This window comes from Marinobacter sp. NFXS9, assembly GCF_040148665.1.
GTDB classification, from domain to species: domain Bacteria; phylum Pseudomonadota; class Gammaproteobacteria; order Pseudomonadales; family Oleiphilaceae; genus Marinobacter_A; species Marinobacter_A mangrovi.
Genome location: NZ_JAGDDW010000005.1, coordinates 228,537 through 242,880 on the forward strand (window position 1 = coordinate 228,537; position 14,344 = coordinate 242,880).

General features: G+C 61.5%; 9 protein-coding genes. 5 read left to right on the forward strand and 4 right to left on the reverse strand.

Features of this window, described 5'->3' with window-relative positions; all coding sequences use genetic code 11:
• Positions 1-171 precede the first annotated feature (171 nt).
• Together aceF and aceE are read right to left on the reverse strand one after the other, a co-directional pair.
• On the reverse strand, positions 172-2,187 hold the full coding sequence (aceF, locus tag J3364_RS10340; RefSeq protein WP_349558279.1) for a dihydrolipoyllysine-residue acetyltransferase: 2,016 nt from the start codon (positions 2,185-2,187) through the stop codon (positions 172-174).
• Between the two features lie 10 nt (positions 2,188-2,197).
• Positions 2,198-4,858 (reverse strand): pyruvate dehydrogenase (acetyl-transferring), homodimeric type, encoded by a 2,661-nt coding sequence (gene aceE / locus J3364_RS10345; RefSeq protein WP_349558280.1) that lies wholly within the window; start codon positions 4,856-4,858, stop codon positions 2,198-2,200.
• 428 nt (positions 4,859-5,286) lie between these two features.
• Between aceE and J3364_RS10350 the strand changes: the two genes are divergently transcribed.
• The 4 genes from J3364_RS10350 (at position 5,287) to J3364_RS10365 (ending at position 9,861) form a co-directional block, all read left to right on the forward strand.
• Positions 5,287-6,039, forward strand: coding sequence for a (Fe-S)-binding protein (locus J3364_RS10350; RefSeq protein WP_349558281.1), 753 nt, complete (start codon positions 5,287-5,289; stop codon positions 6,037-6,039).
• On the forward strand, positions 6,036-7,472 hold the full coding sequence (locus tag J3364_RS10355) for a LutB/LldF family L-lactate oxidation iron-sulfur protein (RefSeq protein WP_349558282.1): 1,437 nt from the start codon (positions 6,036-6,038) through the stop codon (positions 7,470-7,472). The genes J3364_RS10350 and J3364_RS10355 overlap by 4 nt, the downstream gene beginning before the upstream one ends.
• Positions 7,469-8,101, forward strand: a complete 633-nt coding sequence (locus J3364_RS10360; protein ID WP_349558283.1) for a LutC/YkgG family protein — start codon at positions 7,469-7,471, stop codon at positions 8,099-8,101. Before J3364_RS10355 ends, J3364_RS10360 begins: the two co-directional genes overlap by 4 nt.
• Positions 8,102-8,484: 383 nt before the next feature.
• Positions 8,485-9,861: a KamA family radical SAM protein gene (locus J3364_RS10365; RefSeq protein ID WP_349558284.1), complete on the forward strand. Its 1,377-nt coding sequence runs from the start codon at positions 8,485-8,487 to the stop codon at positions 9,859-9,861.
• Between the two features lie 441 nt (positions 9,862-10,302).
• On the opposite strand, the gene J3364_RS10370 is transcribed toward J3364_RS10365, so the two are convergent.
• Both J3364_RS10370 and trxA read right to left on the reverse strand, forming a co-directional pair.
• Entirely contained in the window at positions 10,303-10,629 is a 327-nt protein-coding gene (locus tag J3364_RS10370; protein ID WP_349558285.1) for a hypothetical protein, read from the reverse strand.
• A 28-nt stretch (positions 10,630-10,657) separates the two neighbouring features.
• Entirely contained in the window at positions 10,658-11,521 is an 864-nt protein-coding gene (trxA, locus tag J3364_RS10375; protein ID WP_349558286.1) for a thioredoxin, read from the reverse strand.
• A gap of 185 nt (positions 11,522-11,706) precedes the next feature.
• On the opposite strand from trxA, the gene lon reads away from it, so the two are divergent.
• Entirely contained in the window at positions 11,707-14,136 is a 2,430-nt protein-coding gene (lon, locus tag J3364_RS10380) for an endopeptidase La (RefSeq protein ID WP_349558287.1), read from the forward strand.
• Positions 14,137-14,344: the final 208 nt, after the last annotated feature.

The following is a 14,344-nucleotide window of genomic DNA, read 5'->3' on the forward strand; positions in this document are numbered from 1 at the left end:
TCGCTGGAGCAGAGGACAGGATGTCCTCGTCGCATAAGCGGCCACGGACGGCCCTCTTAGGCGACGGAAGCGATGGTGCCCGTTGGCTTCAACCCCGAGCACAGAAAGCCCAACACCCACGCAACAAAAAAGCAGGCCGAAGCCTGCTTTTAAGCCATCATCAGTCACCGCTTACAACAGCAATCGCCGAACATCCCCCAGCAACTGCCCCAGCAACGTCGTAAACCGCGCGGCATCCGCCCCATTCACGGCACGGTGATCGTAGGACAGCGACAACGGCATCATCAGCCGCGGCTCGAAGGCCTCACCGTCCCACACCGGTTTCATCGAGGCTTTCGAGACACCGAGGATCGCCACTTCCGGGGTGCTGACGATGGGCGTAAACGCCGTGCCACCGATGCCGCCCAGGCTGGTGATGGAGAAGCAGCCACCCTGCATTTCGTTGGGTTTGAGCTTCTTGTCCCGGGCCTTGGCGGCCATGTCGGACGCTTCCTCCGCCAGCTCCCACAGGCCTTTCTTATCCACATCCCGGATCACCGGGACCATCAGCCCGTTGGGGGTATCCACGGCGATGCCGATGTGGATGTACTGCTTGCGGATCAGCTCCTTGCGCTCCATATCCAGCGACACGTTGAACTGGGGCAGTTCCGTCAGGGCCTGGGCGCAGGCCTTGAGCATGAACGCCAGCGGCGTCATCTTGACCCCGCGCTTCTCGCCTTCCGCTTTCAAGCTCTTACGGAAGGCGTCCATGTCGGTGATGTCGGCCTCGTCGTGCTGGGTCACGTGCGGCACGTTGAGCCAGTTGCGCTGCATGTTGTTGGCGGTGGCCACCTGGATGCGCGACATGGCTTCCCGCTCGATCTCCCCGAACTGGCTGAAGTCCGGCAGTTTGACGCCAGGAATGCCACCACCGCCGGGTGCGGCTGCGCCACCCTCCTGGGTTTTCTGCAACTCACCCTTCACATAGGCCTGGACGTCGTCCTTGAGGATGCGTCCTTTCGGGCCGCTGCCCTTGATCCGCGCCATGTCGACGCCGAACTCCCGGGCCAGCTTGCGCACGGCGGGGCCGGCATGCACCTTGCCACTGGTCTTGGGTTCGGATTCCGTTTCGCTGCGGGCCGGTTGCTGACGTTCCGGGCTTTGCCGCGTCGCCTCTTTCTGACCTTCTGCCGGCGCCTCGTCGGCCTCCTCTTCGTCCTGGTCCTCGCCGGACACGGTCATTTCCAGCAGGTCGTCGCCTTCGGACAGCTTATCTCCTTCGCTGACGAGCACCTTGTCGATCTTGCCGGCGTAGGGCGATGGGATCTCGAAGGTGGCCTTGTCAGACTCCACGGTCACCAGTGGGTCTTCCTCGGCAACCTCGTCGCCCTTGCTGACGTTCACCTCGATGACCGGGACGTCCTCCGCGCCATCCATGCTCGGCACCTTGACCGTTTCCTTACGGGAACCGCCGCCCGATGCCTTCTTGCCGGATTTCGGTGCCTTATCTTCCGCCTTTTCAGCCGGTGCTTCCGACGCCTCTGCAGACGCGTCCTCACTGCCGGCCTCTTCATCATTATCGGCTCCGCCGCCGTCGGAGATCGTCATCTCCAGCAGGTCGTCGCCTTCCGAGAGCTTGTCCCCTTCCTTGACCAGCACCTTGCCGACCTTGCCGGCGTAGGGCGACGGGATCTCAAAGGTGGCTTTGTCCGATTCCACGGTGACCAGCGGATCTTCCTCAGCGACCTCATCCCCGGCCTTCACATTGATCTCGATGACCGGCACGTCTTCCGTGCCGTCGAGATTGGGCACTTTCACCGTTTCCTTGCGGGAACCGCCGCCGGATTTTCCGGAGGATTTCCTGGCGGACGCCTTCTCGTCAGACGAGGTCTTTTGGGACGAGGTATCGGACGAGTCGGCCGCCTTGTCTTCCGGCTGATCGTCCTCCTCAGACGACTCGCCGCCGGCTCCCTCGGCGTCAATCGTGCCGACCACATCGCCTTCCTTGATCTTGTCCCCCACCTTGACGCTGATCCTGGTGATCTTGCCAGCCACCGGCGCCGGCAGGTCCACCGACGCCTTGTCCGATTCCACCGTCAGGATCGGATCCTCCTCTTCGACGGTGTCGCCCTTGCTGACGGTGATCTCGATGACTTCAACCTCATCCGCACCGCCAAGATCGGGCACCTTGATGTCCTGTTCACTCATGGCGGTCTCCTTAGCTCTTCACCGGATTGGGTTTATTGCGATCGATCCCGTACTTGCGCATCGCGTCCAAAACCTGCTCCTGTTTGATGTCTCCGTCGACCGACAGCGCGCTCAGGGCCGCCACCACCACGTGGTAACGGTCCACTTCGAAGAAGCTGCGGAGTCGCTCCCGGGTATCGCTGCGACCGAAACCGTCGGTGCCGAGCACCTCATAGTGGGTTGGCACCCAACGGCGGATCTGGTCGGCGTAGAGTTTCATGTAGTCGGTGGATGCCACCACCGGGCCCTTCTGTTTCTCCAGGCACTTGGTGACGTAAGACTGCTTGGCCTTGTCGTCCGGATGCAGTTTGTTCCAGCGATCCACATGCTGGCCGTCGCGGGCCAGTTCGTTGAAGCTGGTGACGCTCCAGACGTCGCTGGCCACGCTGTAGTCGTCCCGCAGCAGCTTGGCGGCTTCGCGCACCTCGTTGAGGATCGCACCGCTCCCCAGCAACTGGACCCGGGGGGTTTTCTTGCGGCCCTTGGTTTCCACCGATTCCAGCTTGTACATGCCCTTGTTGATGCCGTTCTCGATGCCCTTGGGCATGGCCGGCTGCAGGTAGTTTTCGTTCATGATGGTGATGTAGTAGAAGACGTTTTCATTGTCCTCGTACATCCGCTTCATGCCATCGTGAACCACCACCGCCATCTCGTAGGCGTAGGCCGGGTCGTAGGCCACGCAGGTGGGAATGGTCTGGGCGAGGATGTGGCTGTGACCGTCCTGGTGCTGGAGCCCTTCGCCGTTGAGCGTCGTGCGCCCGGAGGTGCCGCCCATCAGGAAGCCGCGGGCCTGGATGTCGCCGGAAGCCCAGGCCAGGTCGCCCACTCGCTGGAAGCCGAACATGGAATAGAAGCTGTAGAACGGAATCAGCGGGAAATCGTTGGTGCTGTAGGAGGTGGCACACGCCATCCAGGCGGCCATGGAGCCGTCCTCGGTGATGCCTTCCTCGAGGATCTGCCCCTGCTTGTCCTCCTTGTAGTACATGATCTGGTCGCGATCCTGGGGCGTGTACTTCTGCCCTTCGGAAGTGTAGATCCCCAGTTGCCGGAACATGCCTTCCATGCCGAAGGTCCGCGCCTCGTCCGGCACGATCGGTACCACCCGTTTACCGACCCGCTTGTCCTTGGTCAGCGACGTCAGCAGACGCACGAAGGCCATGGTGGTGGAAATTTCCCGGTCGCCGGAGCCCTCCAGCAGGTTGCTGAAAATATCCAGGTCGGGAATCTTCAGCGGCTGGCTGTCCTTGCGGCGCTTGGGATAGAAGCCGCCCAGCTCCTGCCGGCGCTTCTTCATGTACACCATCTCGGGACTGTCCGGCGCCGGACGGTAGTACGGCACGTCCTTCAGCTCTTCATCCTTGAGCGGAATACCGAAGCGATCACGGAAGGCCTTGAGGCCGTCGATATCCAGCTTCTTCAGGGAGTGAGCCGTGTTCTGCGCCTCGCCAGCAGCACCGAAGCCATACCCCTTGATGGTATGCGCCAGGATGACCGTGGGCTGGCCCTTGTGGTGGACCGCATCGTGATAGGCCGCATACACCTTGTAGGGATCGTGACCGCCGCGGTTGAGCTGGCCGATATCCTCGTCGGACAGGTCTTCGACCATTTTGGCCAGTTCCGGGTAGCGGCCGAAGAAATTCTTGCGGGTGTAGGCCGCGCCGTTGCTCTTGAAGTTCTGCAGGTCGCCGTCGCAACACTCGTCCATGGTCCGCTGCATGATGCCGTCGGTGTCGCGCTCGAACAGCTGGTCCCACATGCGGCCCCAGACCACCTTGAGGACATTCCAGTTGGCCCCGCGGAAGACGCCTTCCATCTCCTGGATGATCTTGCCGTTGCCCCGTACCGGGCCATCCAGGCGCTGCAGGTTGCAGTTGATCACGAAGATCAGGTTATCCAGTTTCTCACGTCCGGCCAGGGCGATCGCACCCAGGGTTTCCGGTTCGTCGCACTCGCCGTCACCGACGAAGCACCAGACGTGGCGATCACCCATATCGACCAGCTCGCGACTGTGCAGGTACTTCATCACGTGGGCCTGGTAGATCGCCTGGATCGGCCCCAGACCCATGGACACCGTCGGGAATTGCCAATAATCCGGCATCAACCAGGGGTGGGGATAGGACGACAACCCGTTGCCATCCACCTCTTCCCGGTACTTGTCCAGATGTTCTTCGTCAAAACGTCCTTCCAGGAAGGAGCGGGCGTAGATCCCGGGCGACGAATGTCCCTGGAAGTAGACCAGATCCGATTCCTGCTTCTCGTTCCCGGCGTTGAAGAAGTAGTTGAAACCCACGTCGTAGAGCGTGGCCGCGGAGGAAAACGAGGAGATATGGCCGCCCAGTTCGCCCGGTCGCTTGTTGGCCCGCAGGACCATCGCCAGCGCGTTCCAGCGGATCAGTGAGCGGATGCGGCGTTCCATGAACAGGTCACCCGGCATGCGCGCTTCCTGGGTGACGGGAATCGTGTTGCGGAACGGCGTAGTGATCGAATAGGGCAGCGGAGTGCCGTCTTTGCTGGCCCGTTCCGACAGGCGCTCCAGGATAAACTTGGCACGCTCGATTCCTTCATTCTCGATCAGGGAATCCAGCGCCTCCATCCATTCCTGGGTTTCGATAGGATCTTCGTCCTGATACATCCAACCCTCCTCGTAAGGCGTCAAATTGTTGGTGCAGGGAATCACTGTCCGGGTCCGAAACTGCGGCGATACGGCCGGACCCCATGAGCGGCCGACTGCCCCTGAAAAGGCGGGAAAGCCTCGCAAAACGCTCCAATAAGCATAGAACAGGTTCGATATCTTGCAGGCCGAGACGTCCCCACGCAGGGACATTGACGAGCGGATTCGCTCGAGAGGCAACACGCTCCATGGGTTTGTCGCCGAACCCGGGCAACGGTTCCACAGACAAACCGATGGGGCGCTGAACGCGGCTGGAAAGTCCCACTGTGGTGTTTTTGGCCCGGCGCCGACAAGGGGCCTGCGACCAATGTCTGAGCCCGCGAGGTTCTATCTTGCCTCGATAGCACACTAGTCTATACAGAGCATCCTCACTAACGCCGGGTTACTGCATGAACGCTCCCGCGATCCATCGCGTTTACCTCTTTGGCACCTGCCTGATCGACGTCTTCCATCCCCGGGCCGGCATGGCGGCCGTGCGTCTGCTGGAACGGGAAGGCGTCGAGGTGGTCTTCCCGGAAGAGCAGACCTGCTGTGGGCAACCGCCCTATAATTCCGGCTACGATGACGAAGCCCGGGCCGTTGCCCGCCAGGTGGTGCGCCGTTTTAATGAGCCGATCCCCGTGATCGTGCCCTCCGGCTCCTGTGCCGGGATGTTGCGTCATCATTATCCCAGCCTGCTGGCCGACGGGCCGTTGGCCGAAGCCGCCCAGGATCTGGCCGCCCGCACCTACGAGCTGCATGAATTCCTGAACCGGGTGCTGCAGGTGACGTGGCAGGATCACGGCGATCCGGTGAAGATCGTCATGCATACCTCCTGCAGTGCGCGCCGTGAAATGGGCGTGCGCGAAGACGGTCTCGCCCTGCTGAAACAGCTCAAGGGCGTGGACGTCTGCGAGCCGGAAAACGCCGAAGCCTGCTGCGGGTTCGGTGGCACCTTTGCCGTGAAGATGTCGGACATTTCTGCGGCGATGGCCACGGACAAATGCAGCGCCATTCGAGCCACCGAGGCAGACCAACTCCTCAGCAGCGACTGCGGCTGCCTGCTCAACATTGACGGTATGCTGCGTAAACAGGGCGCCAATCTGCCGGCCGAGCACCTGGCCGAATTTCTCTGGAAGCGGACCGGAGGCGACACCCCATGAGCGGCTTCACCGACCACCCCGACCAGGACTTCGGCGTCCGCATCCACGATGCCCTGGGCGATGCCGAACTCCGGGAAAGCTTCCACGGCGCCATGACCTTCCTGCGGGACAAGCGCCGCGCCCAGTTTCCCGACGTCGACGCGTTGGAAACCCTGCGTGACAGCGGCGCCGCCATCCGCGACCGGGCGCTGGCCCAGTTGCCGGACCTGCTGGAACAGCTGGAGGACCGTTGCCGGCACAACGGCATCCAGGTGCACTGGGCCGAGACGGCGGACGATGCCAACCGCATCATTACCGGATTGATCCGGGCGGTGAACGGCCAGCGCATCGTCAAAGGCAAATCCATGGCGACCGAGGAAATCGGCCTCAACACCGCGCTGGAAGACGCCGGCTTCACCTGTCTGGAATCGGATATGGGCGAGTACATCGTCCAGCAGGCCCATGAAACACCGTCCCACATCATCATGCCGGCCATCCATCGCAACAAGGCCAGCATCGCCCGCCAGTTCGCCGAGCAAATTCCCGATACGCCCTACACCGAGGATGTGGATGAATTGATCGGCACCGGCCGCCGGGTTTTGCGCCGGGCTTTTGCCGAGGCGGATGTGGGCATCTCCGGCGTGAACTTCGCGATCGCCGAGACCGGCACTCTGTGTCTGGTGGAGAACGAAGGCAACGGCCGCATGTCCACCACCGTGCCGGACACGCACATTGCCGTCATGGGCATCGAAAAAGTCATCGAGAAGCTGACTGACCTGCCGGATCTGATGCGCCTGTTGCCCCGGTCCGCCACCGGTCAGGCGATCACCACCTACGTCAACATGATCAGCGGACCGCGCCGGGAAGACGAATGCGACGGCCCGAGGCAGGTCCATCTGGTCCTGATCGACAACGGTCGCAGCCGCATCTACGCCGACCGCCAGTTGCGGGCCACGCTACGCTGTATCCGTTGCGGCGCCTGCATGAACCACTGCCCGGTGTATGAGCGGCTGGGCGGTCACGCTTACGGCACGGTCTACCCCGGCCCCATCGGCCAAGTGGTGATGCCGCAGCTGTTCGGGCTGGATCACGCCGGGAAGCTGACCCAGGCCTGCAGTCTGAACGGTGCCTGTGGAGAAGTGTGCCCGGTGCGGATTCCCCTGCCCGACCTGATTCGTCGCCTGCGCCATGAAGGTGTCAGCGCCGATCCCGCCAGCCCGGTTCGAGGCCACGGCCGCCAGCGACGAGTCAGCGAGGCGCTGATCTGGCGAGCCTGGCAATGGATTCACACCCGACCGGCGGTCTATCGGCTGGTGACTCGCGCGGCCACTCGCGCCCGCCGCCTGTTGCCTCCGCTGCCACGGGCCTGGACCCGCCATCGAGCGCCGCTCGAACCGGCAGAGCAAAGCTTCCAGGGGTGGATGCGTCACCATAAGAAGGATCACCGCCAATGAAACCCCGCGATCGTATCCTGTCCCGACTCCGTCACGGGCGCGCCGCGTCGCCGGCAACGCCGTATCCGGCACCGGAGACAATCGCCGTTACGCCCTCAGCGCCGAACATCGACAGCATGGTCACGGCCCTGGAAGCCGCCCATGCGCAGGTGTTCCGGATGGCCGAGGCCGACTGGCCGGATCATCTGGCCTCACTCGCGACCGAGCGGAACTGGCAGCAGTGGTGGGTCGGCCGCGACGAAGCCGCGGCTATCTGGCAGGCACACGGTTCGGCCCCGTCCGTGACCGTGTTTGATGACTGGGACGGCCAGAAAGCGGCCCTGTTCGATTCGGCACCCATCAGCCTCAGCCAGGCCCAGGGCGGGATCGCCGACACCGGCACCCTGATTGTGGAAAGCCGGCCAGAGGCCCCTCGTACCCTGTCCCTGGTGCCGCCGGTACACGTCGTCATCGTGCGCGAAGGCAGCCTGTTTCCGGACATGCCGACGGCCATGGTCTACTACAGCCGCCACGGCATGCCCACCAACCTGATCTTCATCTCCGGCCCGTCCAAGACGGCGGATATCCAGCAGACGATGGCGTACGGTGCCCATGGTCCGCGGGAATTGATCGTTTATCTCTGTCGTTGAAACCTCCGCCAGCGGTCTTCAAGACATCATCGGGTCACGATGAGTTGGCCCTTCACTCCCCGCTTTCCATTTTGACACGAAATATTTTCGTAACGCCCCGCCAGTATCCTTGCATAATTTCCACCGAAATTTCGGAAACTTACCGAGAAGTGCTCTGCTAAACGATTGACGGCACTGAAAATTTAATTAGACCTGAAAATATTGAGGCAATTCGGTATACTCCGCTTCCCGATTTGTACCGGGGCAAAAGGAGGGAGTCACAGCCAGAGGAACACCGCGTCTACCGCGCGCACGACAGCGCGTTGCCGTCCCTTTTTTGCCTCAGCCATTTGCCAGCGGCGTCACAGAAACGCTGCCCGAGCCAACAGGAGAGAGGGAGGCCTATGAATTCAATCGTTAACGCCCCTGAAACGTTCTCTGCACGCATTCCCACCGTCGAATTCGAGGAACGTCGTTTCCAGGTCTACACCGACCGTCAACTGGACAAGATCGAAGCCATCCAGTCGCTGCCTGAAGAGACCCTGTTCGAGATGAAGGTGGTCTCCAGCGTCCTGCCTTTCCGCGTCAACGAATACGTGATCAACGAGCTGATCCAGTGGGACCAGGTGCCCAACGATCCGATTTACCAACTGGTTTTCCCCCAGCGCGAGATGCTCAAGCCCGAGCACTACGAGCGCATGGCGGACATGCATCGCAGCGGCGCCGACAAGAAAGAGATCCAGGCGGTCGCCAAGGAAATCCGCGACGACCTGAACCCGCACCCGGCCGGCCAGATGCAGATGAACCTGCCCAAGCTGGACGGTGAAGTGCTTGAAGGCGTGCAGCACAAATACCGCGAAACCGTGCTGTTCTTCCCGTCCCAGGGCCAGACCTGCCACTCCTACTGCACCTTCTGTTTCCGCTGGGCCCAGTTTGTGGGTGACAAGGACCTGAAGATGGCCAGCACCGACGCCGAGAAGCTGCACGGCTACCTGCGCAACCACACCGAGGTCACCGACCTGCTGGTCACCGGCGGCGATCCGATGGTCATGAAGACCAAGAACCTGGTGCAATACCTGGAGCCGCTGCTGGAACCGGAGTTCGATCACATCCAGACCATCCGCATCGGCACCAAGGCGCTGACCTTCTGGCCGTATCGTTTCGTGACCGACAAGGACGCGGATGAGCTGATCGACCTGTTCGCCCGCCTGGTGGAAGGCGGCAAGCACGTGGCCATCATGGCCCACTACAACCACTGGCAGGAAATCACCACCGAGATCGCCGAAGAAGCGATCCGCCGCATCCGCGCCACCGGTGCGGAAATCCGCGCCCAGGGCCCGATCATCAAGCACGTCAACGACGATGCCGAAGCCTGGGCCAAGATGTGGAAGAAGCAGGTCCAGCTGGGCATCATCCCCTACTACATGTTCGTCGAGCGGGACACCGGCGCGAAGAACTACTTCGAGCTGCCACTGGCGCAGGCTTACGAGATCTATCGCGAAGCCATGAAAAACGTCTCCGGCCTCGGTCGTACCGCGCGCGGTCCGTCCATGAGTGCCGGTCCGGGCAAGGTGGAAATCCAGGGTATCGCCGAGATCAAGGGCGAGAAGGTGTTCGTCCTGCGCTTCCTGCAGGGCCGCAATCCGGACTGGGTGCAGCGCCCGTTCTTCGCCAAGTACAGCGATACGGCCACTTGGCTGCATGAGCTGGAACCGGCTTTCGGGGAAGAGAAGTTCTTCTTTGAGGATGAGTATGAAGCGATGCGCAAGGGAAATGGCTAAGCCGTTTCACCTGTGAGCGAGAAGCCGGACCATGTGTCCGGCTTTTTTGTTTCTGCCCCAATGATCCTTGGTTTTCGACGGTGGGGCTGAAGCCAATGAAATCCTATACCCGGGGAGTCGAAGCGAAGGGATGTCAGCCCTTCCGTTGATATTAGACGGCCATCCATGGCCGGCTAATACAACCGGGACGTCCCTGTCCCTCCTCCAGGGCTGACATCCCTTCGCTTCGGTCGAGTCTCGAGTAGCTGCCTCAAGAAAAACGGCCCGGCGTTTTGCACCGCCGTTCGATCGAAGCCAATGGGCGCCATCGCTGGAGCAGAGGACAGGACGTCCTCGTCGCATAAGCGGCCACGGACGGCCCTCTTAGGCGACGGAAGCGATGGCGCCCATTGGCTTCAGGCACCCGATCCAAGCAAGCCACCAAGCCAATCATTAAACGTTTTACCCACGACGCCCACGCTTCGGCACAAACCCTTCCGGCTTGTCCCGCAACCAGTCGACGAACGTGCGCAGGTCGTCCAGCTGCATCAGCTTGTCCCGGGTGTTGTAGTGCATGCCCAGCTCGTACTCCGAGCAGGTGCCGTGGATGGCGCTATGGCAGGGACGGCAGACCCACAGGGTGCGGGTGATCATGTCGTCACGGGTGAAGAGTTTCTGGAAGCGCTTCTTGCTGTGTAGGCGGCGGGGGATCAGGTGGTGTCGGGTGAGCTTGGCGACAGGACGCTCGCAAAGCTCACAGCGATCCGGTTGCGGGGGCAGTTTCAGCATCATGGATCACCGGCTGCGCCCCGCCCTGTCAGTGCATCAGGGTGTAGAGCTTGCGGCGGTAGGTCCGCACATCGGAGTTGGTGTTGCCCAGCTTGTCGAACAGCTCGACCAGTGTGGTTTTGGCCACCCCGTCCTTGTAACCCGCATCGACCTGCATCAGACGGATCAGGAGCTCCATCGCCTGGGCGTTGTTTTCCTTGATAACGTGCTGCAGGGCCAGCTGATGCAGCGCTTCGCAATCCTTCGGATCCGCCTCCAGACGCTTCTCCAGATCCGCCACCGGTGCCAGCTGCCCGGCCTGTTCCATGAACTTCAGGCGTGCGGCCAGCTGGCGGGCGTGAGGCTGCATCTTGTCTTCCGGTGCCAGGCTGTCGAGGATCTGCTGGGCGGTCTCGGTATCGCCAAGCTCCGCCTTGATTTGCGCCAGGTCGATCAGGACGGCGATATCCTCCGGGTCCGCCTGGTTCAGGCCGGTCAGGATTTCCAGTGCGCCATTCAGGTCGCCTTCTTCCCACAAACGGTTGGCCTTGTCGTGAGGGTTTTCCTCCGGCGCCTCGACGTGCTTATCCAGCACTTTGCGAATTTCGCTCTCCGGCAGCGCGCCGTTGAAGCCATCCACGGCCTGGCCGTTCTTGACCAGCAGGATGGTCGGCAGGCTGCGTACGCCCAGGTGGCCGGTCAGTTCCTGCTGCTCGTCGGCGTTGACCTTGGCCATCAGGAACGCACCCTTGTATTCGTCCGCCAGCTTTTCCAGGACCGGCATAAGCTGCTTGCAGGGCGCGCACCAGTCGGCCCAGACGTCCACCAGAACCGGCGTCTGCATGGACGCCTGCATGACCTTGTCCTGGAAGTTGTCGAGGGTGGCTTCAAATACGTAGGGAGACTCGCTCATGTCTGCAAACCTTGTCCGGAAAGGAAATGTCATCAGGAAACTATATCAAACCGTAGACCTTTTATGGCGCCAATGGCCGGGAATTCAAGCGGGCCTCAACCAACAACCTTGCGCCGCTTGAAATTCCCGGCTATGCCGTCACATACGGAAGAGACAGAGCCTCTGAATAAGGACGCCTAGTGATCATGACCGATACCCATCACGACGACGATGACACCATGGAGTACATCGGCAAGGACGAGAACCGTCAGAGCCTTGCCCTGCCCCAGCAGCTGATGCCCAAGCGCATGTACCTGCTGCCGGTCCAGAACCGCCCGTTCTTTCCGGCCCAGGTGCAGCCGGTGGTGGTCAACCAGGACCCCTGGCAGGAAACCCTCAAGCGCGTGAAGGAAACCGATCATCAGGTCCTGGGCCTGTGCTTCGTCGACGCCGACGAAGAAATGGCCGTTCCCGAGAGCGATGACCTGGAGATCATGGGCTGCGCCGTAAGGGTCCACCAGACCCAGCGCGAAGGCGGCAAGATCCAGTTCATCGCCCAGGGGCTGCAGCGCTTCCGCATCGTCCAATGGCTGCGCCGCAAACCGCCGTACCTGGTGGAAGTCAGTTATCCACAGGAGCCGGAGGAAGAAGCCGACGAGCTCAAGGCCTACACCCTGGCCATCATCAGCGCCATCAAGGACCTGCTGCGCAGCAACCCGCTCTATGGCGAGGAAGTGAAGCAGTACCTGTCCCGTTTCGGGCCGGACGACAGCTCGCCGCTGGCCGATTTCGGCGCGTCCATGACCAGCGCCAAGGGCCCTGAGCTACAGGATGTCCTCAACACCGTGCCGCTGCTGCGGCGGATGGAGAAAGTCCTGCTGCTGATGAAGAAAGAGCAGGAAGTGGCCCGCCTGCAGGCGGAGATCAACGAAGAGGTCAACACCAAGGTCCAGAAGCACCAGCGGGAGTTCTTCCTGCGCGAACAGCTGAAAGTCATCCAGCGCGAGCTGGGCATGGCCAAGGACGACAAAACCGCCGATGTGGAAAACTTCCAGACCCGCATGGACAAACTGGATCCGCCGGAGCACGTCCAGCAACGCTTCAAGGACGAGCTGCAGAAGCTGTCGGTGTTGGAACAGGGCTCGCCGGAATACGGCGTGACCCGTAACTACCTGGACTGGCTGACGCAGGTGCCCTGGGGCCAGCATTCCGAGGATCACTTCGACCTGAAACAGGCCCGCGAGACGCTGGACCGGGACCATGACGGTCTGGAAGACGTGAAGGACCGCATCATCGAATTCCTGGCCGAAGGCGCCTATCGGCAGGAGGTTTCCGGCTCGATCATCCTGCTCGTCGGCCCGCCCGGTGTAGGCAAGACCTCAATCGGTCGCTCAGTCGCCGATGCGCTGGGACGCCAGTTCTACCGTTTCAGTCTGGGCGGCATGCGGGATGAGGCCGAGATCAAGGGCCACCGCCGCACCTATATCGGCGCCATGCCCGGCAAGCTGGTGCAGGCCTTGAAAGACAGCGGCGTCGACAATCCGGTGATCATGCTGGATGAAATCGACAAAATCGGTGCGTCCTTCCAGGGGGATCCGGCATCGGCCCTGCTGGAAACCCTGGACCCGGAACAGAACAAGGATTTCCTCGATCATTACCTGGACGTGCGGATGGACCTGTCCAAGGCGCTGTTCATCTGCACCGCCAACCAGCTGGACACCATCCCGCGGCCGCTGCTGGACCGGATGGACGTCATCCGCCTGTCCGGCTACATCGCCGAGGAAAAGCTGCTGATCGCCAAGCACCACTTGCTGCCCCGCCTGCTCAAGCGGTCGGGCCTGCTCAAGAAGCAGCTCAACATCACCGATGCGGCTATCCGCCAGGTCATCGAGGGCTATGCCCGGGAGGCCGGCGTGCGCAATCTGGAGAAGCAGCTGCACAAGATTGTCCGTAAAGGCATCGTCAAACTGCTGGAAGAGCCCGATACGCCCGTGAAAGTGGGCGTCAGCGACCTGCCGGGTTACCTCGGCCAGCCCTATTTCAAGAAGGAGAAATCCCTCAAGGGCACGGGCGTGGTCACCGGTCTGGCGTGGACCGCAATGGGCGGTGCCACCCTGAGTATCGAAGCCTCGCGCATCCATTCCAGCCAGCGGGGTTTCAAGCTGACCGGACAACTGGGCGATGTCATGCGCGAATCGGCGGAGATTGCCTACAGCTATGTGTCGTCCAACCTGAAACGCTACAAGGGTGATCCCGCGTTCTTTGACAAGTCGTTCGTCCACCTGCACGTGCCAGAGGGCGCCACGCCGAAAGACGGGCCCAGCGCCGGCGTAACGATGGCCACAGCCCTGCTGTCGATCGCCCGCAAGGAGGCCCCGCAGGCCGGCATCGCCATGACCGGGGAACTGACATTGACCGGGCAGGTCCTACCGGTTGGCGGTATTCGCGAGAAGGTCATTGCAGCCCGTCGGCAGAAGATCAACACGCTGATCCTGCCAGAAGGGAACCGGGGCGATTATGAGGAGTTGCCCGGGTACCTGCAGGAAGGTCTGGATGTCCATTTTGCGAAGCATTATGCCGATGTGTACACGGTTTGTTTTGGCAACAAACCCCGGCGTGGAGCGAGCGTGCACTGACGAAGCGCATCGACCCGAAAGCCACAATTGACGCGGCTTACAGCATAACGGATTGCCCGTACGCGCAATCCACTATGGTTCAAAACGGGGTCGATACTTACACTTTTAACCATTGGATTTCATCGCATTCGCGTCGAATCCCTGTCATCTGAGAAGAGCCCATTAGGCGTCCAATTTGGACGCCTTTTTTTTGCTCCAAAAAAAGGGC